Raw genomic sequence first — 21,967 nt, forward strand, 5'->3', positions numbered from 1 at the left:
GGTCATCACGACCAGACCGGCCGTCGCGAGTCGATGCCCGTGCCGTACTGCGGATCGCCGCCGGTGACCAGGATCCAGTGCTCGGTCGGGCGGGCGCGATAGAGCCGGATGTCGTCGTGCAGCTCGTCGACGGAATACGCGCGCAGCTCCGGGTAGCGCGCGGCGTAGAGCGCCACGCACCGCTCCAGCTCGTCGTCCGGCACCTGGGCGGCCCGGGCGCGGAAGTACACCGCCGACGCGCCGCCGATCGGGACGCTCGAGTCGAAGATCGCGATGCTGACGTCCGGCCGCTCGGCCACGTTGCGCGAGTGCAGCGCGTCCGGTGACGACACCCAGTAGAACGCGTCGTGCCCGTCGGGGGTGAAGTAGACCGGCGTCACCCAGGGCAGGCCGTCGGCGCCGACCGTCCCGAGCACCAGGTACTTGTTCGCTTCGACGACCGCCGCCGCACGCCGGTCGAGGACCTCCTGGGTCATGGCTTCTCCACGTCGTACGTCAGGTGGGTCGCGTTCGGCGTGCTCGCGCTCTCGCGGGGCACCAGCCGGATCGGCGTCAGCGTGGTGCGCTCGAACAGCGGCGTACCGTCGCCGAGCACGATCGGCGCGACGTGGACGCGCAGCTCGTCCACCAGCCCGGCGTACAGGTACTGCCGGCACAGGTGCCCGCCGCCCATGATCATCACGTCCTGCGCACACGCCGCGTCGCGGGCCAGCTTCAGCGCGGGCCGGATCCCGTCCGGTACGAACTCGAACCAGCCGTCCAGCCGGACCCGGCTCGGCGGGTTCGACGTCACCACGAAGATTGCCGGCCGCTCGCCGCTGAACCCGTCGGCGCTCCAGCCCTGCGGACCGTCGAGCAGGTCGAACGTCCGGCGGCCCATCAGGACGGCCCCGATGCCTGTTTGCGTGCGCTCGAACGCCTCCCGGTCCGCGTCCGTCTGCTCGCCGGTGATCCAGTCGTGCAGCGGCTCGCCGCCGATCCCGAGGCCGTGCGTGAGGTCCGCGCCCGGCCCGGTGACGAAGCCGTCCAGCGACATCGTGATGTCCAGCAGTACTCGTCCCATGGTCTTCTCCTGACTTCCGAGGTTGTCGTTCCACCATCGGCGCGGGCGGTACGGAAAGTCGTCCGTACCGGCCACGGAAGGACCACGGATCCCGCATGATGGGCCAATGGCTGGTCCGAAGGACGTGTCGGCGCGGGAGGCCGAGGTGCTCGCCGCGCTCGCCGGCGACCGTTCCAACGCCCAGATCGCCCGGCGGCTGCAGATCAGCGTCCGGACCGTCGAGAGCCATATCTCCTCGCTGCTGCGCAAGTACGGCGTCGCGGACCGCCACGAGCTCGCTGCGCTGGCGGACGCGCAACCGGAGGGATTCAGTACGCCGACCGGTCCGGGGACGACGTTCGTCGGCCGCGAACAGGACCGCGCGGAGCTGACCAGAGCACTCGGCAGCAACCGTCTTGTCAGCCTGCTCGGTCCGGGTGGTGTCGGCAAGACCCGTCTTGCGCTCCAAGTCGCCGCAGAGGTCGCCGACAGGTACCCGCACGGCGGGGCCGTGGTTGACCTGGTCCCCGTACGGCCCGGCTTCGTCGTCGCGGCGGTCGCCGAGGCGCTGCAGGCCACCGAGCAACCACCGCAGACCCTCACTGACGCAGTACTCGAGCGGCTGAAGCGCGGGCGCACTCTGCTCGTCCTGGACAACTGTGAGCACCTGCTGGACGACGTAGCCGGCTTGGTGGGCCGCATCCTCGCTGAGGCGACCGAGACCGCCGTACTTGTGACCAGCCGCGAGCGTCTCGGCGTCGCGGGCGAGCGGCCGGTACAGCTCGGTCCGCTGACGCTGGGAACCGAAGCGGAGCAGTTGTTCCGGGACAGGGCTGCTCTGGTCGCGCCTGAGCTGGCTGACGACGGTGAGCTCGCGCGCAAGGTGTGCGCCGAGCTGGACGGCGTACCGCTGGCGATTGAGCTGGCTGCGGCCCGTGCAGGCTCGCTGGGGCCGGACGGGTTGCTGGCAGCGCTCGACGACCGGCTGCGGCTGCTGTCGGGAGGGCGTGGCCCGGACGAGCGACACAACTCGCTGGCCCACGTGATCGGCTGGAGCTACGACCTGCTCGGTGAGGACGAGCGCAGGTTGTTTCGGCGACTCGGGGTGTTCGTCGGGGGCTTCGACCTCGCTGCGGCCGCCGGTGTGTCGCCGGACAGCACGAAGAGCGAGCTGAGCGACCTCCTCGGCCGGCTGACCGACAAGAGCCTCCTGCACCGCAGCCTGTACGCCGGGACGAGCCGCTGGCGGATGCTCGAGACGGTGCGTGTCTTCGCCCTGGAACAGCTGAAGGACGAGTACGACGAGGTTGCCGCGCTGCACGTGGCGTGGGCCTGCGCGGTCGCGACCAGGCTCGAGCAGCAACTGGAGACAGGGGAGGACTGGCAACAGGAGTTCGACCTGCTGGCGCCCGACCTGCGCGCGGCGCGGGGCGACGTACGGCGGCTGGCTCGCACACTCGCCCACCTGACCTTCGCCCGGCGACGCTTCCTGGAGGCGCGGGAGCACTACCTGGCCGCCGCGGACCACGCAGGCACCGCCGCCGAGCTGTACGACGACCTGCGCGACGCTGCCGACGCCGCGATGGTGGTCGCGGACGGCGAACACGCGTACCGGTTGATGATGCGGGCGGGCGCCGACGGGAACCCGGACGCCCTCGGGTACGCCGTCACGATCCTGAACCGCTACGAGATGACCGACCCCGCCAGGCTGCCGGACGACCGTGGCGCGGGACTGCTGCCCGACACCGGCGGAGACGATGTGGTCAGCGTGCCGCTCCACGTTGCGCGGGCCTGGATCGACCGGTTCGATCTGGCGTCGGCCGAGGCCGCCGTCCGCGCGGCCCGACAGGGGAACCACCCACTGGACTTGCTGAGCGCACTGGACGCCTACGGCATCGCGGTCGCGGCCGCCGGGCGGCTCCGCGACGCGGACGCGGTCGCGAGGGAGCGGCTCGCCATCGCGGCCACCCTGCCCGATCACGAGCCGCGGGCGGTTGCCGAGATCGTCGACGCGTTCCACTCCGCCTCGACGTCGGCGGTCGCGGTCGGTGATCTGATCGAAGCGGTCCGACTGGCGCGGCTGACCGACGATCCGGTGCACGGGCATCCGTACATCACCGCCCCGCGCAAGGTTCGCGCCTACGCGCTCAGCGGCATGTTCGACGAGGCCGTGGCCGCTGCTGACGTGATGTGGAACGGCTGGCGGGCCGCCGGCTGCCCGCCGCGGGTCTGGATGGCCTCGGCCGCGGCGGCGGCCGCGCTGGCGCACGGGCTGCTCGGCACCGGTCAGGAGACGATATGGCAGGCCCGCGCCCTTGAGATCGCGCGCGTCACCGACCCGGCCGACGATCCCGGCCTGGCCGCGCCGGCCGCCTTCGTGGAGGCACGGCTGGTCATCCACCGCCACGACACCGGTGCTGCGGTCACAGGAGCGGCGGCGGTGGTCCGGCGGGCTTTCGAGCCGTTTCCCGAGCCGTGGTGGATCCCGTACGCGCATGCCGCCGGCGCTGAGCTGGCCGTCGTGTCCGGCGATCCCGACGCGGCGCAGTACGTCGACCGGGCGGCGAGCGAGAACGCCTGGGCCGGCGCGGTCCTGCGCAGAGCCCGGGCCCGCCTGACCGGGGACCGTGCCGCGCTGGCGGAGGCGGCCGAGATGTTCGGGCGGATCGGTGCGTCTTTCGAGCAGCGGCACACGCTGGAACTCGCGCGCTGACTCCCGAGGAGCGGGAACAGCCGTGCCGGACATACCCTTGAAAGTGTTATGACTCCTCCCGACCGCCGCACGGTGTACCTGGACCACGCGGCGACGACTCCCATGCTCCCGGCCGCGATCGAGGCGATGACGCAGCACCTCGCCCGGACCGGTAACGCTTCGTCACTGCACGGCTCCGGCCGGTGCGCGCGGCGGACGGTCGAGGAAGCGCGCGAGTCGCTCGCCGCCTCGCTCGGGGCCCAGCCGAGCGAGATCGTGTTCACCTCCGGCGGCACCGAGGCGGACAATCTCGCGCTCAAGGGCCTGTGGTGGTCCCGGCTGGCCGCGGACCCGCGCCGGCGCCGGATCCTGCTGAGCGGCATCGAGCACCACGCGGTGCTGGACCCGGCGATCTGGCTCGGCCGGCACGAGCACGCCGAGATCGAGTGGCTGCCCGTGGACGAGCTCGGGCGGGTCAGTCCGGACGACGTCCGGCGGGCCATCGAGCGCGACCCGGAGTCGGTGTCGTTCGTCACGCTGATGATGGCCAACAACGAAGTCGGCACGCTGCAGCCGGTCGCCGACGTCGCGGCGATCGCGCAGGAGTACGGCGTACCCGTGCACACCGACGCCGTGCAGGCGATCGGGCAGCTGCCGGTGGACTTCGGCGAGCTCGGCGTCGACGCGATGACGGTGTCCGCGCACAAGCTCGGCGGGCCGTACGGGATCGGGGCGCTCGTCGTCCACAAGGAGACGCAGCTGACGCCGATCCTGCACGGCGGCGGGCAGGAGCGTGACGTCCGCTCCGGCACCCTCGACGTCCCCGCGACCGCCGGTTTCGCCGTCGCGGCCGAGCACGCGATCAAGCACCAGGCCGACGAGGCGCGCCGGCTGACCGAGCTGCGGGACACCCTGATCGCGGGCATCACCGGCACCGTCGAGGGCGCGCTGCTGTCGGGGGACCCCGTGCACCGCTTGCCCGGTAACGCACACTTGTCCTTCAGCGACTGCGAGGGCGACTCGTTGTTGCTGCTGCTCGACGCGCGCGGCATCGAGGTCTCGACCGGATCCGCATGCAACGCCGGGGTCGCCGAGCCGAGCCACGTGCTGCTGGCGATGGGGTACGACGACCAGCGGGCCCGCGGCTCGCTCCGGTTCACCCTCGGGCACACGAGTACGCGCGCCGACATCGACGCCGTACTGGACACCATCGGACCGGTCGTGGAGCGGGCGAAGTCCGCCGGTCTGCAGAACGTGGGAAGGAACACCTGATGCGGGTACTCGCAGCCATGTCGGGCGGAGTGGACTCCGCCGTCGCGGCCGCGCGGATGGCCGAGGCCGGGCACGATGTGACCGGAGTGCACCTGGCACTCAGCCGCAACCCGCAGTCGTACCGCAGCGGCGCCCGTGGGTGCTGCACGATCGAGGACTCCCGCGACGCCCGCCGGGCCGCCGACGTGATCGGCATTCCGTTCTACGTGTGGGACCTGGCCGAGCGCTTCCATGCCGACGTGGTCGAGGACTTCGTCAGCGAGTACGCCGCCGGCCGCACGCCGAACCCGTGCCTGCGCTGCAACGAGAAGGTCAAGTTCAGCGCCGTCCTGGAGCGGGCCCTCGCGCTCGGCTTCGACGCGGTCGCGACCGGGCACTACGCGCGGATCGTGGAGACGGCGTCCGGGCGTGAGCTGCACCGCGCGGTGGACCCGGCCAAGGACCAGTCGTACGTGCTCGGCGTCCTGACCCAGCAGCAGCTGGCGCACGCGTTCTTCCCGCTCGGCGACACGGTCAAGACCGAGGTCCGCGAGGAGGCCGAGCGGCGGGGGCTGTCGGTGGCGGCCAAGCCGGACAGCCACGACATCTGCTTCATCGCCGACGGCGACACCGCGGGCTTCCTCGGCGCGCAGCTCGGCGAGGCGCCGGGCGACATCGTCGATGCGCAGGGCAACAAGCTCGGCGAGCACCAGGGCACCCACGGCTTCACCATCGGCCAGCGCAAGGGCCTGCGGATCGGCACGCCGGCCGCGGACGGCAAGCCGCGCTTCGTGCTGGACATCAGCCCCGTCGACCGCACCGTCACCGTCGGCTCCCGCGAGGAGCTGGCCGTGTCGGAGCTGACCGCGTCCAAGCCCCGCTGGTGCGGCCCGCCGCCGGCCGCGGAGCTCCACGCCACGGCTCAGCTCCGCGCACACGGCGAAGAGGTGCCGGTGACAGCAACAGTTCTGGACGATCGAGTGCAGGTCTTCTTCAAGGAGCCCACGTCCGCCGTCGCCCCAGGACAGGCGGTCGTGCTGTACGACGGCACCCGTGTCATCGGCTCGGCCACCATCGACTCGGTCCAGCGCGCCACCGCCGGCGTATGACGACGACAGGTCTGGGCTCCGTCCCCGGCGACGACATCCGCGAGTGGATGCGGGCCGTACTCGAACTGGTCGACCTCCCGTTCCTGCCCGAGCTCCCGGCGCGCCCGTACGGCGACATGCTGAGCCGCACCGTCGCCGTACTGACGGAGCTGGCTGCGGACCTGCAGCCGGTGGGGTGGCGGCTGACCGGCGGCGGGGACGCGCGGGCCAGTCTGGACCAGCGGCGGGCGCGGGCGTTGCTGCAGGAAGACCTGGACGTGCTGGAGGAGTACGGCGACGGGTACGAGGGTCGGCTGAAGGTACAGATCACCGGCCCGTGGACCCTGGCGGCTGCGATCGAGCGGCCCCGCGGTGACAAGGTCCTGGCGGACCACGGTGCACGGCGGGACCTGGCGCAGGCGTTGGCCGATGGTGTGCAGCAGCACGTGGCCGAGGTACGGAAGCGGGTCCCGGGAGCCGAGGTCGTGTTGCAGGTGGACGAGCCCGGGCTCCCCGCCGTACTGGCCGGGGCCGTGCCGACGGCCTCCGGCTGGAGCAAGCACCGCTCTGTCGACGGCCCTGGTGCCGTGGAGCTGCTCAGCCTGTTCACCACCGGCGGACCGACCGTCGTTCACTGCTGCGCGGCCCGCCCGCCGATCGAGGTCTTCACCAAGGCGGGCGCGAGCGGGGTCGCTGTGGACACCGCACTGCTCAACACCGCGGCCTGGGACCAGATCGCGGTCGCAGCCGAAGCCGGCACGAGCATCTACGCGGGCGTCGTACCCACCACGGGCGCCCTGCCCAAGGCGGAACAGGCGGCCGAGCCGCTCGTACGCCGCTGGCGGGAGCTCGGCCTCGACCCGCAGTTGCTGAAGCAGGTCGTCATCACGCCGGCCTGCGGGCTCGCAGCCGCTCCGTCACCGGCCGACGCCAGGGCCCGCCTGAAGCTCCTCCGCGACATCGCCGACGTGGTCGGAGAAGCCGCCGACGAATGACCCGGAACTGTCCGTGAGGCCCCGCCTCCACACCCGCCGCCGGAGGCGGCGTGACCACGAAACGTCGGTGGGCAGTTGTAAGTTCTCTTCATGAGCGAGAACGGCGGGGCTCCGACGGATGTGCGGACGCGGCATGCGGATCTGAGCAAGGAGATCGAGGACCACCGCGCGCGGTACTACCTGGCCAGCGCGATCATCTCGGACGCCGACTTCGACGCGCTGATGCACGAGCTGCAGGGCATCGAGGAGGAGTACCCGGAGCTCCGGACACCGGACTCGCCCACCCAGAAGGTGGGTGTGCCGATCTCGACGCTGTTCACCCCGGTCCAGCACCCGACCCGGATGGAGAGTCTCGGCAACGCCTTCTCCGCCGAGCAGATGGAGGCCTGGGCGAAGCGGCTGGAGCGCGAGGTCACGGTCCAGCAGATCACCGACAGCGGGTTCCTCTGCGAGCTCAAGGTGGACGGCCTCGCCCTCGATCTCGTGTACGAGAACGGCAAGCTGGTCAGCGGCGCCACCCGCGGCGACGGCCGCATCGGCGAGGACGTCACGCCGAACGTCCGCACGATCAAGAGCATCCCGGAGCAGCTGCGCGGCGACGAGCTGCCGGCCTTCCTGGAGGTCCGCGGCGAGGTCTACTTCCGGGTCGAGGACTTCGAGGAGCTGAACGCGCAGCTCGTCGAGGCCGGCAAGGACGTGTTCTCCAACCCGCGCAACAGCGCGGCCGGGTCGCTGCGCCAGAAGGACCCGCGGGTCTCGGCCGGCCGGCCGCTGCGGTTCGTCGTGCACGGCCTCGGCAAGGTCGAGGGCCACCGCATCGGCCGGCTCTCCGAGGCGTACGACCAGCTGAAGGCGTGGGGCCTGCCGGTCAGCGACCGCGCCCGCCGGGTCGGCACGCTCGACGAGGTCAACGAGTTCATCGCGTACTACGGCGAGAACCGGCACTCGGTCGACCACGAGATCGACGGCGTCGTGGTGAAGGTCGACGAGGTCGATCTGCAGCGCGCCCTCGGGTCGACCTCGAGCGCGCCGCGCTGGGCGATCGCGTACAAGTACCCGCCGGAAGAGGTCAACACCAAGCTGATCGAGATCGAGGTGAACGTCGGCCGCACCGGCCGGGTCACCCCGTTCGCGCACATGGAGCCGGTCCGGGTGGCCGGGTCGACGGTCGAGTACGCGACGCTCCACAACGCCAAGGAGGTCGCCCGCAAGGACGTCCGGCCGGGCGACACCGTCGTCCTGCGGAAGGCGGGCGACGTGATCCCCGAGGTCCTCGGACCGGTCGTCGACCTGCGCCCCGAAGGTCTGCCGGCCTGGGAGATGCCGACCCGGTGCCCGTGGTGCGACACGGCGCTGGCGCCCGCCAAGGAGTCCGACGTCGACATCCGCTGCCCGAACTCGCAGTACTGCCAGGGGCAGTTGCGCGAGCGGCTGTTCTACCTGGCCGGGCGGTCCGCGTTCGACATCGAAGGGCTCGGGTTCAAGGCCGCCGACGCGCTGATCCGCGACGGTCTGATCGCCGACGAGGGCGACCTGTTCGCGCTCACCGAGGAGAAGCTGGCCGAGAGCGCGTTCTTCACCACCAAGGCCGGCACGCTGTCGGCGAACGCTCGCAAGCTGGTGGCCAACCTCGAGGAGGCCAAGACCAAGCCGCTGTCCCGGGCGATGGTGGCGCTGTCGATCCGGCACGTCGGGCCGACCGCGGCGGCGGCGCTCACCGAGGTGTTCGACAACATCGACGACGTCCGGGCCGCGAGCGAGCAGCAGTTGGCCGAGATCGAGGGCGTCGGGCCGACCATCGCGCAGGCGATGATCGAGTGGTTCCAGGTGCCGTGGCACCAGGCGATCGTGGACAAGTGGCTGGCCTCCGGCGTCGTCATGCGCGAGGAGCGCACCGGGCCGGCGCTGCCGCAGACGCTGACCGGGCTGTCGGTCGTGGTGACCGGGACGGTCGAGGGGTTCAGCCGCGACGAGGCGACCGAGGCGATCGTCGGGCGCGGCGGGAAGGTCGCCGGCTCGGTGTCGAAGAAGACCTCGTTCGTGGTCGTCGGCGAGTCACCCGGATCGAAGTACGACAAGGCCGTGCAACTCGGCGTACCGATCCTGGACGCCGCCGGCTTCCGGGTGCTGCTCGAGGACGGCGCGGACGCCGCCGCCGCGGTGGCGACCACGCCCGGGGCGGACGAGTCGTAACGATTTCGCCAGACCGCGAACCGGATGGATCCAGTGACGGCTCTGAGCCGTCCGACTGTTAACTTTGCACGTCGACACTGGGTCAGAAGGAGCAAATATGACGACGCCGCCGCAGGGACCGTGGGGTCCTGGGCAGCCGGGGGGCCAGCCAGGCGGGCAGCACGGGGGACAGGGTGGCCAGCCGCCGCAGCAGGGCGGCTGGGGACAACAGCCTCCGGGCCAGGGCGGTGGCTGGGGCCAGCGTCCGCAGCAGCCCCAGCAGGGTCAGCCCCAGCAAGGCCAGCCGCAGCAGGACCAGCCGCCGCAGCAGGGTGGTTGGGGCCAGCAGCCTGGTCAGGGACAGCCCAGTCAGTACGGTCAGCCGCCGGCGGGCGGTTGGGGTCAGCCGCCGCAGCAGCAGGGCGGCGCCTACCAGCAGCAGTCGTGGGGCCAGCGCCAGCAGCAGCAAGGCGGGTGGCACCAGCAGCAGGGCGGTCCAGGCCAGCAGTGGCAGCCGGGCGGTCCGGGCTCCAAGGGCCCGGGTGGCATCAGCAAGGAGAAGCTCCCGCTGCTGATCGGCGGCGGCGTGGTCGGCCTCGTGGTGATCGGCCTGCTGGTGTTCCTCGGGATCCGTGCGTTCGGCGGTGACGACGAGCCCACGACTCAGCCCACGACGACCTCGGAGCCGACCGGCAACGGCAGCCCGAACCCGACCGGCTCCCCGTCGACGTCGGGCGGACCCGGCCAGAACGGCGAGCTCGGCAACGCGACCGGCCAGGCCAAGGCCGCGACCGAGAAGCTGCAGGGTCTCGGCTTCGGCTGCAGCGACCTGTTCAACACCGGTCAGGGCGCGCACCGCGGCTGCTTCAAGCAGGACGGCCGCAAGGAGTCCGAGGCGATCTTCCAGTTCTCGCCCGACGGCACCATCATCGCGGTCCGGCTGCAGGCCCAGGACGACGACAACTTCAACAACGCGCAGGTCTCCTTCGACCAGCTGCTGCAGGCGCTCGGCAACGACACCTTCGGCGCCGACCAGGTCAAGAAGATCCAGGAGTCGGTGAAGACCGGTCAGCGCTCCGACGAGGTCGGCACCACCTGGGGCGAGTTCCAGCTCAGCAACCAGGGCCAGAGCGTCCGGCTGTCCGGCCACAAGTCCGGCGAGGACTCGATGGACCTGCCCGACCAGACCTTCGACACCACCCAGGCGCAGCTGGTCGCGGCGCTGAAGGCCAAGGGCTACGTCTGCACGACGTCCTGCAAGAAGGACGTCGGCAAGTACGGCTACCAGCGGGTCTTCTTCTACGCCAGCAGCGGCAAGGGCATCAAGGACATCGAGGTCAGCGCCTCCGGTGAGGCGGCGGACGCGAAGAAGGCGCTGCCGGCCGCCCTCGGCGACGCGTTCGGCGCCCTCAAGGGCGGGAACATCGAGGCCGTGAAGTCGTACGTCGACGCGCACAACGACGGAAAGTCGTACGCTGCATATGTCGGCGGGTGGAAGGTCGAGATCAGCGGGAACAGCTCGGCCAGCTACACGTCGCAGCAGGTCTCGATCTCGTACGAGTCGTTCTACGCCTGAGCAGCACGGAGGCCGGATTGAAGTTCCCCCGGGAGAAGCGGGAGTCGCGGACGGTGGCCCAGCCACCGCCCGAGGCCGTCCAGCGCGTCGACGGCGGCGGGCCCTGGGGCCCCACCCAGTTCGATCTCCCGGACCGGAACGGCAGCAACAGCCAGGCGATCCTGATCGTCAGCCTGATCGGGCTCATCGTCCTGCTGGTGATCGCCGGCCTCTGGGCCCTCGCCTACTTCCAATTCACCTGAACCACCCAGAAAGCCCCGCCCGTCGAGCGGGGCTTTCGCACGCCCGCCGCCGTACGTGCGTGCGTGCATCCGAGCGGATATCCCCTGGAGTTGGGGGTTCTCGGTTGGTGTGAGAGGGGAGAACCCCCAATTCGAGGGGATAACCCCTCGAATTGGGGCCCGCGGGTGCGCCGACCGGTGGTGGGGCCTCGGCGGTGAGTCAGGCCGTGGTGCGGATGGTGACGGCCAGTGCGTCAGGCCGTGGCGCGGATGGTGACGGCCAGTGAGGCCAGGTACGAGAGCCGGGCGACCTCGGAGCCGAGGAACTCGGGGCCGCCGCGACGGCCGATCACCAGGACCCGGCGGTCGGACTCCAGCGGCGCGGCGACCAGCACCGACTCCGCGAGGCCCTTGTGGTCCGGCGCCTCCAGCGTGGTCGCCTTCTCCATCGGGAGCCAGCCCCCGGCCACGTCGCCGAACTCCGGCGTCGCGCTGGTCTCCAGCGCGACCTTCACCTCGCTGCCGGTGCCGTCGAGCAGCGCCGCCCAGTCCGCGTGCAGCACGGCCGGTGACTGCTCGACCAGGATGTCGATCGCGTCCGCGGGCGCCGACGTCATCTGCTCGACCGCTTCCAGGTCCATGTGCAGCCCGCCGCCCGCGCCGTACCGCGAGAACCAGATGACCTCGACGTCCGGCACGCTGTTGCAGGCCGAGACCAGGCGGTCGGGGAGCACGCCCGGTGGCAGGTCGACCACGATGTCGTCGACCGCGGTGCCGTTCTCGCGCCGGTGCTCGACGATCTCGATCGCGTGGATGTCGGCGTTCACCTCACCGAGGGCAGTCGCCACGGTGCCCAGCGAACCGGGCCGGTCCGGGATGATCAAGCGCAGCAGGAACACCGAACGATCATCTCCCAGCCGATCACCTTGCGCGTAACGCCTTGTCGCCGCCCATGTTACAGAGCGGTAGGGGAGGACACGCCCACCCATCTCATCCGGCCGTTGTCCACACCCCTGGGGACGGGGAAACGCGACCGTCACGCCGGACCACTAGGATGACTGGGTCGTGGCCGAAAGCGCTACGGGAAGTCCTGCGAACCATTGGATCAGTTCATGCCATCGATTACCCGCGAAGAGGTCGCGCACCTGGCGCGACTGGCGCGGATCGAGCTCACCGACGACGAGCTCGACCACCTCGCGCCGCAGCTCGACCAGATCATCACCCTGGTCGGGCAGGTCAGCCAGGTGGCGGCGGACGACATCCCGCCGACCTCGCACGCCCTGCCGCTGACCAACGTGATGCGCCCGGACGAGAACGTCCCGTGCCTCACGCCCGAGCAGGCGCTGTCCGGCGCGCCGGCCGCGGAGGAGCAGCGTTTCCGGGTGCCGCGGATCCTGGAGGAGGACTGACCATGGCCGACCTCACCAGGAAGACCGCGGCTGAGCTCGCGGAGCTGATGACGTCCGGGCAGGCCAGCTCGGTGGAGATCACCCAGGCCCACCTCGACCGAATCGCCGCCGTCGACAGTGCCGTGCACGCGTTCCTGCACGTCGACACCGAGGGTGCGCTGGCGCAGGCGAAGGCGGTCGACGACAAGCGCGCCGCGGGCGAGCAGCTGTCCCCGCTGGCCGGTGTGCCGCTGGCGCTGAAGGACGTGCTCACCCAGGAGGGTGTGCCGACCACGGCCGGTTCGAAGATCCTCGAGGGCTGGAAGCCGCCGTACGACTCGACGGTCGTGAAGCGGCTGAAGGACGCCGGGATCGTGATCCTCGGCAAGACCAACATGGACGAGTTCGCGATGGGCTCCTCCACCGAGAACTCGGCATACGGCACCACCCACAACCCGTGGGACCTGGGCCGGATCCCGGGCGGTTCCGGCGGCGGCTCGTCCGCGGCCATCTCGGCGTACGAGGCGCCGCTCGCGATCGGCACCGACACCGGCGGCTCGATCCGGCAGCCCGGCGCCTTCACCGGCACAGTCGGCGTCAAGCCGACATACGGCGGCACCTCGCGGTACGGGCTGATCGCGCTGGCCTCCTCGCTGGACACACCGGGCCCGTGTGCGCGGACGACCCTCGACGCGGCGCTGCTGCACGAGGTGATCGCCGGCTGGGACCCGATGGACTCCACGTCGATCAACCAGGACGTCCCGCCGGTGGTCGAGGCGGCGCGCAACGGTGACGTCGCCGGTCTGCGGATCGGCGTCGTGAAGGAGCTCGGCGGCGAGGGCTACCAGCCGGGCGTCGAGGCCCGCTTCCACGAGGCGGTCGAGCTGCTGACCAAGCTCGGCGCCGAGGTGGTCGAGGTCTCCTGCCCGCACTTCCAGTACGCGCTCCCGGCGTACTACCTGATCCTGCCGAGCGAGGCTTCGTCCAACTTGGCCAAGTTCGACGCGATGCGGTACGGCCTGCGCGTCGGCGACGACGGTGAGAACAGCGCGGAGAAGGTGATGAGCCTGACCCGCGAGGCCGGCTTCGGCGCCGAGGTGAAGCGCCGCATCATGCTCGGCACGCACGCCCTGTCCAGCGGGTACTACGACGCCTACTACGGCCAGGCGCAGAAGGTGCGGACGCTGATCGCCCGCGACTTCGCACGAGCCTACGAGCAGGTCGACGTGCTGGTCTCGCCGGCCACGCCGACGACCGCGTTCGCGATCGGCGACCGGATCGACGACCCGATCGCGATGTACAAGAACGACCTGTGCACGATCCCGTCCAACCTGGCCGGTAACGCGGCCGCGTCGTTCCCGTGCGGCCTCGCCGACGAGGACGGCCTGCCGGTCGGTTTCCACGTGATGGCCCCGGTGATGCGCGACGACCTGCTCTACAAGGTCGGCGCCGCGCTGGAGTCCGCGCTGGCCGAGCAGTGGGGCGGCGTACTGATGACCAAGGCTCCGGAGCTGGAGGTGACCCGATGACTGCCGACGTCCTCGAAATCGACGACGCGCTGGCGCAGTACGACCCGGTGATGGGCCTCGAGGTCCACGTCGAGCTGAACACGAAGTCGAAGATGTTCTGCGGCTGCCCGACCGAGTTCGGCGCGCCGCCGAACACCCAGACCTGCCCGGTCTGCCTCGGTCTGCCGGGCGCGCTGCCGGTGGTGAACGCGAAGGCGGTCGAGTCCGCGATCAAGATCGGTCTCGCGCTGAACTGCGAGATTGCCGAGTGGTGCCGGTTCGCCCGGAAGAACTACTTCTACCCGGACATGCCGAAGAACTTCCAGACCTCGCAGTACGACGAGCCGATCGCGTTCAACGGCTGGACCGAGGTGGTCGTCGACGGCGAGACGTACCGGATCGAGATCGAGCGCGCGCACATGGAGGAGGACACCGGCAAGTCCACCCACATCGGCGGCGCGACCGGCCGGATCCACGGCGCCTCGCACTCGCTGGTCGACTACAACCGGGCCGGCATCCCGCTGATCGAGATCGTCACCAAGACGATCGAGGTGCCGGGGGAGAAGGCCGCGGCGGTGGCGCGCGCGTATGTGAGCATGCTGCGCGACCTGCTGCTCGCGCTCGGCGTCTCCGACGTCCGGATGGACCAGGGCTCGCTGCGCTGCGACGCGAACGTGTCGCTGAAGCCGTCGGGCTCGACGGTCTTCGGCACCCGGACCGAGACCAAGAACGTGAACTCGTTCCGCTCGGTCGAGCGCGCGGTGACGTACGAGATCACCCGGCAGGCGGCGGTGCTGGCGTCCGGCGGCAAGGTCGTGCAGGAGACCCGGCACTGGCACGAGGACACCGGCATCACCACCTCCGGCCGGGAGAAGTCCGACGCCGAGGACTACCGGTACTTCCCGGAGCCCGACCTGGTCCCGGTCGCGCCGTCGCGCGAGTGGGTCGAGGAGCTGCGCGGCACGCTGCCCGAGGCCCCGTCGGTCCGGCGGGCGCGGCTGCAGCAGGACTGGGGTTTCACCGACCTCGAGATGCGCGACGTCATCAACGGCAACGCGCTCGAGCCGATCGTCGCGACGGTCGAGCTCGGCGTGACACCGGCCGCCGCGAAGAAGTGGTGGCTGGGTGAGCTGGCCCGCTCGGCGAACGAGTCCGGTCAGGAGCTCGAAGCGCTCGGTGTCGGCCCCGCCGAGGTCGCCGAGGTCCAGAAGCTCGTCGACGACGGCACGCTGAACGACAAGCTCGCCCGCCAGGTCTTCGAAGGCCTGCTCGCCGGCGAGGGCACCCCGGCCGAGATCATCGAGAAGCGCGGCCTGGCCCTGGTCTCCGACGACTCCGCCCTCCTGGAGGCGATCGACCGCGCCATCGCCGCCAACCCCGACGTCGTCGAGAAGGTCAACTCCGGAAAGCCGGCCGCCGCCGGCGCCCTCATCGGCGCAGTCATGAAGGACATGCGCGGCCAGGCCGACGCCGCGAAGGTCCGCCAGCTGCTCAACGAGAAGCTGGGCATCTGACCCTCACCGGCCACCTGACCGGCCATCTCGGGGGTCAACCCCTGAGATGGCCGGTTGGCACCTGAGAATCACCGTCCGCAACCCACCATCCGAGGGATTGACCCCTCAGCTGGTCAGGCGGCGTCGCGCTGCTGTTGCCCCGGATGCGGGGCATCGGCGATCACGGTGCGCTCGACGCGGCCGTCGTCGACGTCGGCCGCGTCCGCGAGCAGCGTCTGGGCGACCCTCAATTCTTCGGCCGTGCAACGGACCTCGTAGTGGGTCGGCAGGATCTCGGTGGTGACAACGTCGGGGCGGTTTCGGACGAGCCCTCGGAACAGACCCCAGAGAGCTCCGACGAGTACGCCGTACACGAAGCCCCAGACCACGACGGCGAGACCGTTCAGGGTCGTCTCGGCGACCAGGGTGGCGAAGACCGCCGCGAGTACGCCGAGGAGCGCGCCGTGTGCCGCGCTGACCAGGGTGAGCCGCACGGCCGGGACCGTTCTGCGTCTGGTGGCCTGCCGGAGTCCGGCGCCGACAATGTCCAGGCTGGCCGCTGTCATCCCGTAGCTTCTCAAGTACTCGACTGTTCGCTGAGCATCGTCGAAGCTGCTCACCGATGCGATCACGCTGTTGGGGACGCCAGACGCCTGGCCGGTCGGCATACCGATCTCCTCCTCAGGTCGTTTCCTTCCAACAAGTACCAGACGACCGAAGACCTGAAACGGTTGACTTCTGCTCAGGACGTGCTGATCGTCACGCGCAGGATCCGGTCGTCGCCGTCGCGGGTGTCGCCGCGGCCGTCGGTGTTCGACGTGGTGACCCACAACGACCCGTCCGGCGCGGCCTCGACCGTGCGCAAACGCCCGTACTGATTGGTGAAGAACGCCCGCGGCTCGCCGACCCGCTTGCCCCCGGAGACCGGAATCGCCCAGAGTCGTTGGCCTCGCAGCGACGCCATGAAGATGTACCCCTTGGCGAACGCGATGCCCGACGGTGACGCGTCGGCCGTGTGCCACTGCGCGATCGGGTCGGTCATGCCGTCGAGTTGACTGATCCCTTCGGCGGCCGGCCAGCCGTAGTTCGAGCCGGGGGTGATCGCGTTCAGCTCGTCCCAAGTGTTCTGCCCGAACTCGGCGGCGTACAACTGGTCGCCGTCGAACGCGAGTCCCTGGACGTTGCGGTGGCCCTTGGTGATCCACACCCGCCCGTCCGGATTGCCCGGCGCGGCCTTGCCGTCGGTGGTGATCCGCAGGATCTTCCCACCGAGCGAGTCGTCGTTCTGCGAGTTCGGCCGGTCCGATCCGTCGCCCGTCCCGGCGTACAGGAACCCGTCCGGCCCGAACCGCAACCGCCCGCCGTTGTGGATCGCCGCCGCCGGAATCCCCTCGAGAATCACCTGCTGGTCCGACAACTTCCCGTCCCGGTAGGTGATCCGCGCGATCCGGTTGTCGTCACCGCCGGAGTAGTACGCGTAGAGGTACGGCTTTCCGGGATACCCCGGATCGACCGCGAGCCCGAGCAACCCGCCTTCGGACGACGGGTTCACGTCCTGCACCTCACCGACGTCACTCACCTGCCCGTCGGCGATCCGCTTGATCTTCCCCGAGTCCCGCTCCGCCACCAACGCGCTCTTGTCCGGCAGGAACGCCAGCCCCCACGGCACCTCGATCCCCGTCGCCACCGTCGAAGCCACCGTCAACTTCACCGCCCCCACAGCCCCGCTCGCCGTACCCGGGCTGACAGGCGCCGGCGCCGTACCCGCCCCCGACGGCGAGTCCTCCGAACACCCCACCACCAACGCCAACGCCGCCACCACCACCGCAGCCCGACCGCGCACGCCTGTCTCCTCCAATAGCCCTTTCCCCCAAGCTAGCGACAACCACCAGCCCGCACGGCCGGAATGACCCGACCTGCAATCAATTCGAGAGACCGCACGGCCGCTTCGTGGGTCATCGTCGGGAGGCGGAGCCAGTGAGCGAACTGGGTGAAGCGGGTTGCGTGATGCAGCGCGATCAGCCGGTTTGCAACGTCTTCGGGAGTGCCGACGAGGTAGGAGTCGCGGTGGAGTGCGGGTGGGGTGGTGTCGCCGTACGACGCTATTTCGCCCTCCAGGTAGGCGATGCCGGGGGAGGCGTCGGACCAGGCGCGGTCGGGGTCTTCGTCGACGTGCATGATTCCGGTGCAGATCAACGGCGGCGGCTGGGGGACGACCTGGTCGAGGCGTTGGCGGCGGGTGATCAGGTCGGCGGGGGTGGCGCAGTAGATGATGATGCCGTCGCCCAGGCGGGCGGCGCGGCGGAGGCCGGGGGCGGTGACGCCGGCCGTCCAGATCGGGATGTTGTGCCGGGGGCGCGGGGTGATGCCGAGGCGGCCGGACCAGGCGTCTCGGAGTAGGCCGATGCCCTCCTCCAACAATGCTCCGCGGCGGTGGCGGTCGGCTCCGAAGGTGGTGAATTCTCGTTCGGCATAGCCCTGGCCGACGCCCAGGACGAAGCGTCCGCCGGAGATGAGGTCGAGTACGGCGGCGTCCTCGGCGACCCGTAGCGGGTGGTGCAGGGGGAGGACGAGGATGTTGGTGCCGACCCGGATCCGTTCCGTGCGGGCCAGGAGCACGCCGGCCAGCACCAGTGGCGAGGGGAGCATGCCGTCAGGTGTCAGGTGGTGCTCGGACAGCCAGGCTCCGGCGAAGCCGAGCCGGTCCGCGAGCACCACCTCCTCGATCAGTTCCGGGGAGTACCCCGCTCCTTCCTCGCGGACATCGACCAGGACTCCGAACTCGACAGGCACCCCTCCACCGTCACCCGTGGCGCCGGCGCCGGTCCAATGCCGAACCCCGAAGGACTTGATGCGCCGGGCGTATGACTCACCAGGTGGGTCTCAACGGGAAGTGGGAGTTGCCGCGGGCATCGGGCTTCACGGCCAGCACCTGGTGGAGCTGGATGGTGTTGTGTTCGAAACCGGCGCGGCTGGCCGCCAGGTAGAGGCCCCAGATCTTCGCGGTGGGGTGGCCGACCTCGGCGACGGCCTCGTCCCAGTGGGCGACCAGGTTGTCGTTCCAGGCGGCGAGGGTGAGGGCGTAGTGCTCGCGGAGGTTCTCCTCGTGGCGGACCTCGAAGCCGGCGTCCTGGGCCTCGGTGATGATGCGGCCGGAGCCGATCAGTTCGCCGTCGGGGAAGATGTAGCGGTCGATGAACGCGCCGATGTTGCGGAAGTGGTTGTCCGGCCGGGTGATGCAGTGGTTGAGCAGCCGGCCGCCCGGCTTGAGCCGGCTGTGCAGGAAACCGAAGTACGACGGGTAGTTCCGGACGCCGATGTGCTCGGTCAGGCCGATCGAGCTGATCGCGTCGAAGTCGTACTCGGGGACGTCGCGGTAGTCCAGGAACCGCACCTCGGCGCGGTCCTCCAGCCCGTCCCGCTTGATCGCCTGCGCTGCCCATTCGGCCTGCGCCGCGGACAGCGTGACGCCCAGCGCGGTGACGCCGTACTCGCGGGCCGCGTGCCGCACCATGCCGCCCCACCCGCACCCGACGTCGAGCAGCCGCATCCCCGGCTTCAGGTCGAGCTTGCGCGCGACCAGGTCGTACTTCTCGAACTGCGCCTCTTCCAGCGTGGCGTCCGCGGTCGGGTAGACCGCGCACGTGTACGTCATCGACGGCCCGAGCACCCACTCGTAGAACGTGTTCGACACGTCGTAGTGGTGGTGGATCGCCGCCTTGTCCCGCGCCTTCGAGTGCCGCAGCCCCTCGAACGTACGGCGCCATTTCGGCAGGTGCTCCTGCGGCGGCGGGGGCGGCGGCTTGAGGTGACTCCAGCCGAGCCCGCGGAGGATGCGCAGCGCCTCGGCCGCCTTCGGCCGGTGGAAGTGGAACTCGTCGAGGATCAGCCTCATCAGCTCGTACGGGTTGCCCGGGTGGACGCCGGTGATCTCCAGGTCGCCCATCACGTACGCGCGCACCATCCCGAGATCGCCGGGCGCGGTCAGGATGTAGGACAGCCCGCGCTCGTTGGCCAGATGCATGTGAATGGGCGAGTCCGAGGGCCCGGCCTCGCTGCCGTCGTACGCCGAGAACCGGAACGGCAGACCGTCCGGCATCACGGTCGTGAGGGCTTCCGCGATCGATACCTGCTGGGTCGCGAGCGTCGTCATCGGCGCGTCACCGCCTTTTCGTAGAGCCCGGTGAGCCGGGCGTCCGGGTCGTAGCGTTTCTTCACCTCGTCCAGCGCTGCGACGTTGTAGAGCCGGTCGAAGGTCTCGCGGTCGTAGTAGGCGTCGGAGTACAGCGACTTGTGGCCGCCGAAGTCGGTGACGGCGGCCTCGATCCGCCGGTTCACGTCGCCGTCGGCGGCGCCCGGCGCGATCGGTACGGTGCCCCAGAAGCCGACGTTGACATACGTCTCGCCGGGCTTCAGTGGATACAGCGGCCAGGACGCCTCGCCGCGCAGTCGCAACGGGCAGAGCCAGACCGGCCGCATGCCCACGTTCGCGTCGAACCAGCGCAGGAACTCCGCCAGCCGCGCGACCGGGATCTCCACGTCCTGCACCACGCGCTCGCGGTCCGCATGGCCGCGGCGACGGTTCAGCCGCGCGGCGACGTGGTGCCGGTTCTCGAAGCCGACGATCTTGTGGAACACGTCGCTGCGTCGCCAACGCCGAGGCCACAACCGCCGTACGACCGGCTGCTGCGCGCCGAACGCCTTCGAGCACCAGAACCAGTCGGTGTCCCAGCGCCACAGGTAGTCGTGGGCGGTGAGGAAGTCCCGCTGCCGCTGCTGGATCGAACGGTAGTAGATCTGCTGACCTGTGTAGTCGCTGGTGCGGATCGCGGCGTCGCTGTTGCGGCCGAGCGTCAGGTACGCCTCGGACGGGCTGAACGCGACGCCGTCGACGAAGTGCACCGGCTCGCCGTCGTACGTGCCGGAGGCAACGATCTCGTCGATGGCCGGCGCCAGCTCGTCCAGGCCGAGCCGGACGTGCCGGAGCGCGACGTACGGCGAGATGCGGTCGAGCTCGATGCGCAGCCGGGTGGCGTACCCGAGCGTGCCGTAGGAGTTCGGGAACATCCGGAACAGGTCCGCGTGCTCACCGGAGGGCCGCGCCGTGACCACGTCGCCGGCGCCGGTGAGGATGTCCAGCTCGAGCACGGACTCGTGCGGCAGGCCGGCGCGGAACGACGACGACTCGATGCCGAGCCCGGTGACCGCGCCGCCGAGGGTGATCGTCTTCAGCTGCGGCACCACCATCGGCGTCAGGCCGAACGGAAGGGTCGCCGCGACCAGGTCCTCGTACGTGCACATGCCTTGGACGTCGGCCGTGCGGGCGGCCGGGTCGATGCCGAGCACACCGGTCAGCTTCGACACGTCCAGCCCTGGACGGTCGACCGCGGCCCGCGGCCGGAACAGGTTCGAGCTGCGCTTGGCCAGCCGGACGGGCTCGCCCGGCGGGATCAGTTCGTACGACTCCCGCAGCCGCCCGACGGCCTGATCGTGCGCGACCATCACCGCCCTGTCCGATGTCGAAGGCACCGATCCAGAGTACGACGACGGCCGCTCCGTGGCACCGGAGTTCAAAACTGTCCACGATCCCGAGTAGGTTGAAACGCATGGCTGACGTGGTGAAGGCATGGCTTCCGTGGGAGGACCCCGCCGGGTTCCTGGGCGGGGTGCCCGACGGGTTCGACGTCGACTTCTACGCGGGCGGTGAGCGGCCCACGTCGCTCGACGAGGTGGAGTTCTACGTGCCCAGCTACATGGGCGGCGGCGACGTGTTCGACGTCGTCCGCGACATGCCGGCGCTGAAGGTCGTGCAGCTGCAGACGGCCGGGTTCGAGCACGCGCAGTCGCGGCTCGCCGACGGCGTCACCCTGTGCAACGCGCGCGGCGTGCACGACGCGTCCACGGCCGAGCTGGCGGTCGGGCTCATCCTCGCGTCGTTCCGGAACTTGCCGCGTGCGGTCCGTGACCAGGAGCGCCAGATCTGGCCGGGGTCGTACGACGAGGTCGACGACTCGCTCGCCGACCGCACGGTGCTGATCCTCGGGTACGGCGCGATCGGCGAGGCGCTCGAGCGGCGGCTGACCGGGTTCGAGTGCGACGTGATCCGGGTCGCCCGGAGTGCGCGGGACGGCGTGCACCCGATCGCGGAGCTGCCCGAGCTGTTGCCGCGCGCGGACGTCGTCGTGCTGCTGACCCCTGCGACGCCGGAGACCAGGCGGATGGTGGACGCCAAGTTCCTGGCCTCGATGAAGGACGGCGCCCTGCTGGTGAACGTCGCCCGCGGCATCGTCGTCGACACCGACGCGCTGCTCGCCGAGCTCGGGACGCGCCGGATCCGGGCCGCGCTCGACGTGACCGACCCGGAGCCGTTGCCCGCCGGACACCCGTTGTGGTCTGCTCCGAATGTGCTGATCAACCCGCACCGCGGCGGCGCCTCGACGGCCTTCGCGCCGCGGGTGGCGCGGCTGGTGCGTGCGCAGTTGCAGCGCTACGCGTCCGGGGAACCGTTGATCAACGTGGTGGCCGGGCCGCCACGCTAGGA

The 21,967-nt window shown here is 70.5% G+C and carries 19 protein-coding genes; 11 read left to right on the forward strand and 8 right to left on the reverse strand.

Annotation, left to right across the window (positions count from 1 at the left end; translation table 11 throughout):
• Positions 1-5 precede the first annotated feature (5 nt).
• Positions 6-476, reverse strand: coding sequence for a pyridoxamine 5'-phosphate oxidase family protein (locus ABZX12_RS31610; RefSeq protein ID WP_355699109.1), 471 nt, complete (start codon positions 474-476; stop codon positions 6-8).
• A complete protein-coding gene (locus ABZX12_RS31615; RefSeq protein ID WP_355699110.1) occupies positions 473-1,063 on the reverse strand; it encodes a dihydrofolate reductase family protein in 591 nt (196 codons plus the stop codon). Before ABZX12_RS31615 ends, ABZX12_RS31610 begins: the two co-directional genes overlap by 4 nt.
• Positions 1,064-1,169: 106 nt before the next feature.
• Between ABZX12_RS31615 and ABZX12_RS31620 the strand changes: the two genes are divergently transcribed.
• From ABZX12_RS31620 to ABZX12_RS31650, 7 genes are all read left to right on the forward strand, one after another.
• Complete coding sequence (locus ABZX12_RS31620; protein WP_355699111.1) at positions 1,170-3,755, forward strand: LuxR C-terminal-related transcriptional regulator; 2,586 nt, start codon at positions 1,170-1,172, stop codon at positions 3,753-3,755.
• A 48-nt stretch (positions 3,756-3,803) separates the two neighbouring features.
• Positions 3,804-5,006: a cysteine desulfurase family protein gene (locus tag ABZX12_RS31625; protein WP_355699112.1), complete on the forward strand. Its 1,203-nt coding sequence runs from the start codon at positions 3,804-3,806 to the stop codon at positions 5,004-5,006.
• On the forward strand, positions 5,006-6,094 hold the full coding sequence (mnmA, locus tag ABZX12_RS31630) for a tRNA 2-thiouridine(34) synthase MnmA (RefSeq protein ID WP_355699113.1): 1,089 nt from the start codon (positions 5,006-5,008) through the stop codon (positions 6,092-6,094). Before ABZX12_RS31625 ends, mnmA begins: the two co-directional genes overlap by 1 nt.
• On the forward strand, positions 6,091-7,068 hold the full coding sequence (locus ABZX12_RS31635) for a methionine synthase vitamin-B12 independent (RefSeq protein WP_355699114.1): 978 nt from the start codon (positions 6,091-6,093) through the stop codon (positions 7,066-7,068). Before mnmA ends, ABZX12_RS31635 begins: the two co-directional genes overlap by 4 nt.
• A gap of 90 nt (positions 7,069-7,158) precedes the next feature.
• Positions 7,159-9,261 (forward strand): NAD-dependent DNA ligase LigA, encoded by a 2,103-nt coding sequence (gene ligA / locus ABZX12_RS31640; protein ID WP_355699115.1) that lies wholly within the window; start codon positions 7,159-7,161, stop codon positions 9,259-9,261.
• Positions 9,262-9,358: 97 nt separating this feature from the next.
• Positions 9,359-10,816: a hypothetical protein gene (locus ABZX12_RS31645; protein WP_355699116.1), complete on the forward strand. Its 1,458-nt coding sequence runs from the start codon at positions 9,359-9,361 to the stop codon at positions 10,814-10,816.
• Positions 10,817-10,833: 17 nt separating this feature from the next.
• Positions 10,834-11,058 (forward strand): hypothetical protein, encoded by a 225-nt coding sequence (locus tag ABZX12_RS31650; protein WP_355699117.1) that lies wholly within the window; start codon positions 10,834-10,836, stop codon positions 11,056-11,058.
• Between the two features lie 233 nt (positions 11,059-11,291).
• On the opposite strand, the gene ABZX12_RS31655 is transcribed toward ABZX12_RS31650, so the two are convergent.
• Positions 11,292-11,936: an ACT domain-containing protein gene (locus ABZX12_RS31655; protein ID WP_355699118.1), complete on the reverse strand. Its 645-nt coding sequence runs from the start codon at positions 11,934-11,936 to the stop codon at positions 11,292-11,294.
• A 213-nt stretch (positions 11,937-12,149) separates the two neighbouring features.
• Here ABZX12_RS31655 and gatC point away from each other — a divergent pair, with 213 nt between their 5' ends.
• From gatC to gatB, 3 genes are read left to right on the forward strand one after another with little or no spacing between them, the layout of a single operon-like run.
• The gene (gene gatC, locus ABZX12_RS31660; RefSeq protein ID WP_350274544.1) at positions 12,150-12,446 is read left to right on the forward strand and encodes an Asp-tRNA(Asn)/Glu-tRNA(Gln) amidotransferase subunit GatC; all 297 of its coding nucleotides are present in this window, start codon (positions 12,150-12,152) and stop codon (positions 12,444-12,446) included.
• A gap of 2 nt (positions 12,447-12,448) precedes the next feature.
• Complete coding sequence (gene gatA / locus ABZX12_RS31665) at positions 12,449-13,954, forward strand: Asp-tRNA(Asn)/Glu-tRNA(Gln) amidotransferase subunit GatA (RefSeq protein WP_355699119.1); 1,506 nt, start codon at positions 12,449-12,451, stop codon at positions 13,952-13,954.
• A complete protein-coding gene (gene gatB, locus ABZX12_RS31670; RefSeq protein WP_355699120.1) occupies positions 13,951-15,447 on the forward strand; it encodes an Asp-tRNA(Asn)/Glu-tRNA(Gln) amidotransferase subunit GatB in 1,497 nt (498 codons plus the stop codon). The genes gatA and gatB overlap by 4 nt, the downstream gene beginning before the upstream one ends.
• 113 nt (positions 15,448-15,560) lie before the next feature.
• Here the strand turns inward: gatB and ABZX12_RS31675 are convergent, their stop codons facing one another.
• The 5 genes from ABZX12_RS31675 to ABZX12_RS31695 form a co-directional block, all read right to left on the reverse strand.
• Positions 15,561-15,992 carry a hypothetical protein gene (locus ABZX12_RS31675; protein ID WP_355699121.1) on the reverse strand — a complete coding sequence of 144 codons (432 nt, stop codon included), beginning with the start codon at positions 15,990-15,992 and terminating at the stop codon, positions 15,561-15,563.
• Positions 15,993-16,168: 176 nt separating this feature from the next.
• A complete protein-coding gene (locus ABZX12_RS31680; RefSeq protein ID WP_355699122.1) occupies positions 16,169-17,269 on the reverse strand; it encodes a PQQ-dependent sugar dehydrogenase in 1,101 nt (366 codons plus the stop codon).
• Between the two features lie 32 nt (positions 17,270-17,301).
• A complete protein-coding gene (locus tag ABZX12_RS31685; RefSeq protein WP_355699123.1) occupies positions 17,302-18,219 on the reverse strand; it encodes an LLM class flavin-dependent oxidoreductase in 918 nt (305 codons plus the stop codon).
• 76 nt (positions 18,220-18,295) lie between these two features.
• Entirely contained in the window at positions 18,296-19,579 is a 1,284-nt protein-coding gene (locus tag ABZX12_RS31690; protein ID WP_355699124.1) for a cyclopropane-fatty-acyl-phospholipid synthase family protein, read from the reverse strand.
• The gene (locus ABZX12_RS31695; protein ID WP_355699125.1) at positions 19,576-20,955 is read right to left on the reverse strand and encodes an FAD-binding oxidoreductase; all 1,380 of its coding nucleotides are present in this window, start codon (positions 20,953-20,955) and stop codon (positions 19,576-19,578) included. The genes ABZX12_RS31690 and ABZX12_RS31695 overlap by 4 nt, the downstream gene beginning before the upstream one ends.
• A gap of 77 nt (positions 20,956-21,032) precedes the next feature.
• On the opposite strand from ABZX12_RS31695, the gene ABZX12_RS31700 reads away from it, so the two are divergent.
• Positions 21,033-21,965, forward strand: coding sequence for a 2-hydroxyacid dehydrogenase (locus ABZX12_RS31700; protein ID WP_355699126.1), 933 nt, complete (start codon positions 21,033-21,035; stop codon positions 21,963-21,965).
• Positions 21,966-21,967: the final 2 nt, after the last annotated feature.

The sequence above is a fragment of the Kribbella sp. NPDC003505 genome (assembly GCF_040610875.1).
In the GTDB taxonomy this organism is placed as follows: Bacteria; Actinomycetota; Actinomycetes; order Propionibacteriales; family Kribbellaceae; genus Kribbella.

Bases quoted from the DNA above. Each gene is read 5' to 3' on its own strand.
- ABZX12_RS31610 (WP_355699109.1), bottom strand. From the start codon at position 476: ATGACCCAGGAGGTCCTCGACCGGCGTGCGGCGGCGGTCGTCGAAGCG.
- mnmA (WP_355699113.1), top strand. From the start codon at position 5,006: ATGCGGGTACTCGCAGCCATGTCGGGCGGAGTGGACTCCGCCGTCGCG.
- gatB (WP_355699120.1), top strand. From the start codon at position 13,951: ATGACTGCCGACGTCCTCGAAATCGACGACGCGCTGGCGCAGTACGAC.
- ABZX12_RS31635 (WP_355699114.1), top strand. From the start codon at position 6,091: ATGACGACGACAGGTCTGGGCTCCGTCCCCGGCGACGACATCCGCGAG.
- gatA (WP_355699119.1), top strand. From the start codon at position 12,449: ATGGCCGACCTCACCAGGAAGACCGCGGCTGAGCTCGCGGAGCTGATG.
- ligA (WP_355699115.1), top strand. From the start codon at position 7,159: ATGAGCGAGAACGGCGGGGCTCCGACGGATGTGCGGACGCGGCATGCG.
- gatC (WP_350274544.1), top strand. From the start codon at position 12,150: ATGCCATCGATTACCCGCGAAGAGGTCGCGCACCTGGCGCGACTGGCG.
- ABZX12_RS31620 (WP_355699111.1), top strand. From the start codon at position 1,170: ATGGCTGGTCCGAAGGACGTGTCGGCGCGGGAGGCCGAGGTGCTCGCC.
- ABZX12_RS31645 (WP_355699116.1), top strand. From the start codon at position 9,359: ATGACGACGCCGCCGCAGGGACCGTGGGGTCCTGGGCAGCCGGGGGGC.
- ABZX12_RS31675 (WP_355699121.1), bottom strand. From the start codon at position 15,992: ATGACAGCGGCCAGCCTGGACATTGTCGGCGCCGGACTCCGGCAGGCC.
- ABZX12_RS31615 (WP_355699110.1), bottom strand. From the start codon at position 1,063: ATGGGACGAGTACTGCTGGACATCACGATGTCGCTGGACGGCTTCGTC.
- ABZX12_RS31625 (WP_355699112.1), top strand. From the start codon at position 3,804: ATGACTCCTCCCGACCGCCGCACGGTGTACCTGGACCACGCGGCGACG.
- ABZX12_RS31690 (WP_355699124.1), bottom strand. From the start codon at position 19,579: ATGACGACGCTCGCGACCCAGCAGGTATCGATCGCGGAAGCCCTCACG.
- ABZX12_RS31700 (WP_355699126.1), top strand. From the start codon at position 21,033: ATGGCTGACGTGGTGAAGGCATGGCTTCCGTGGGAGGACCCCGCCGGG.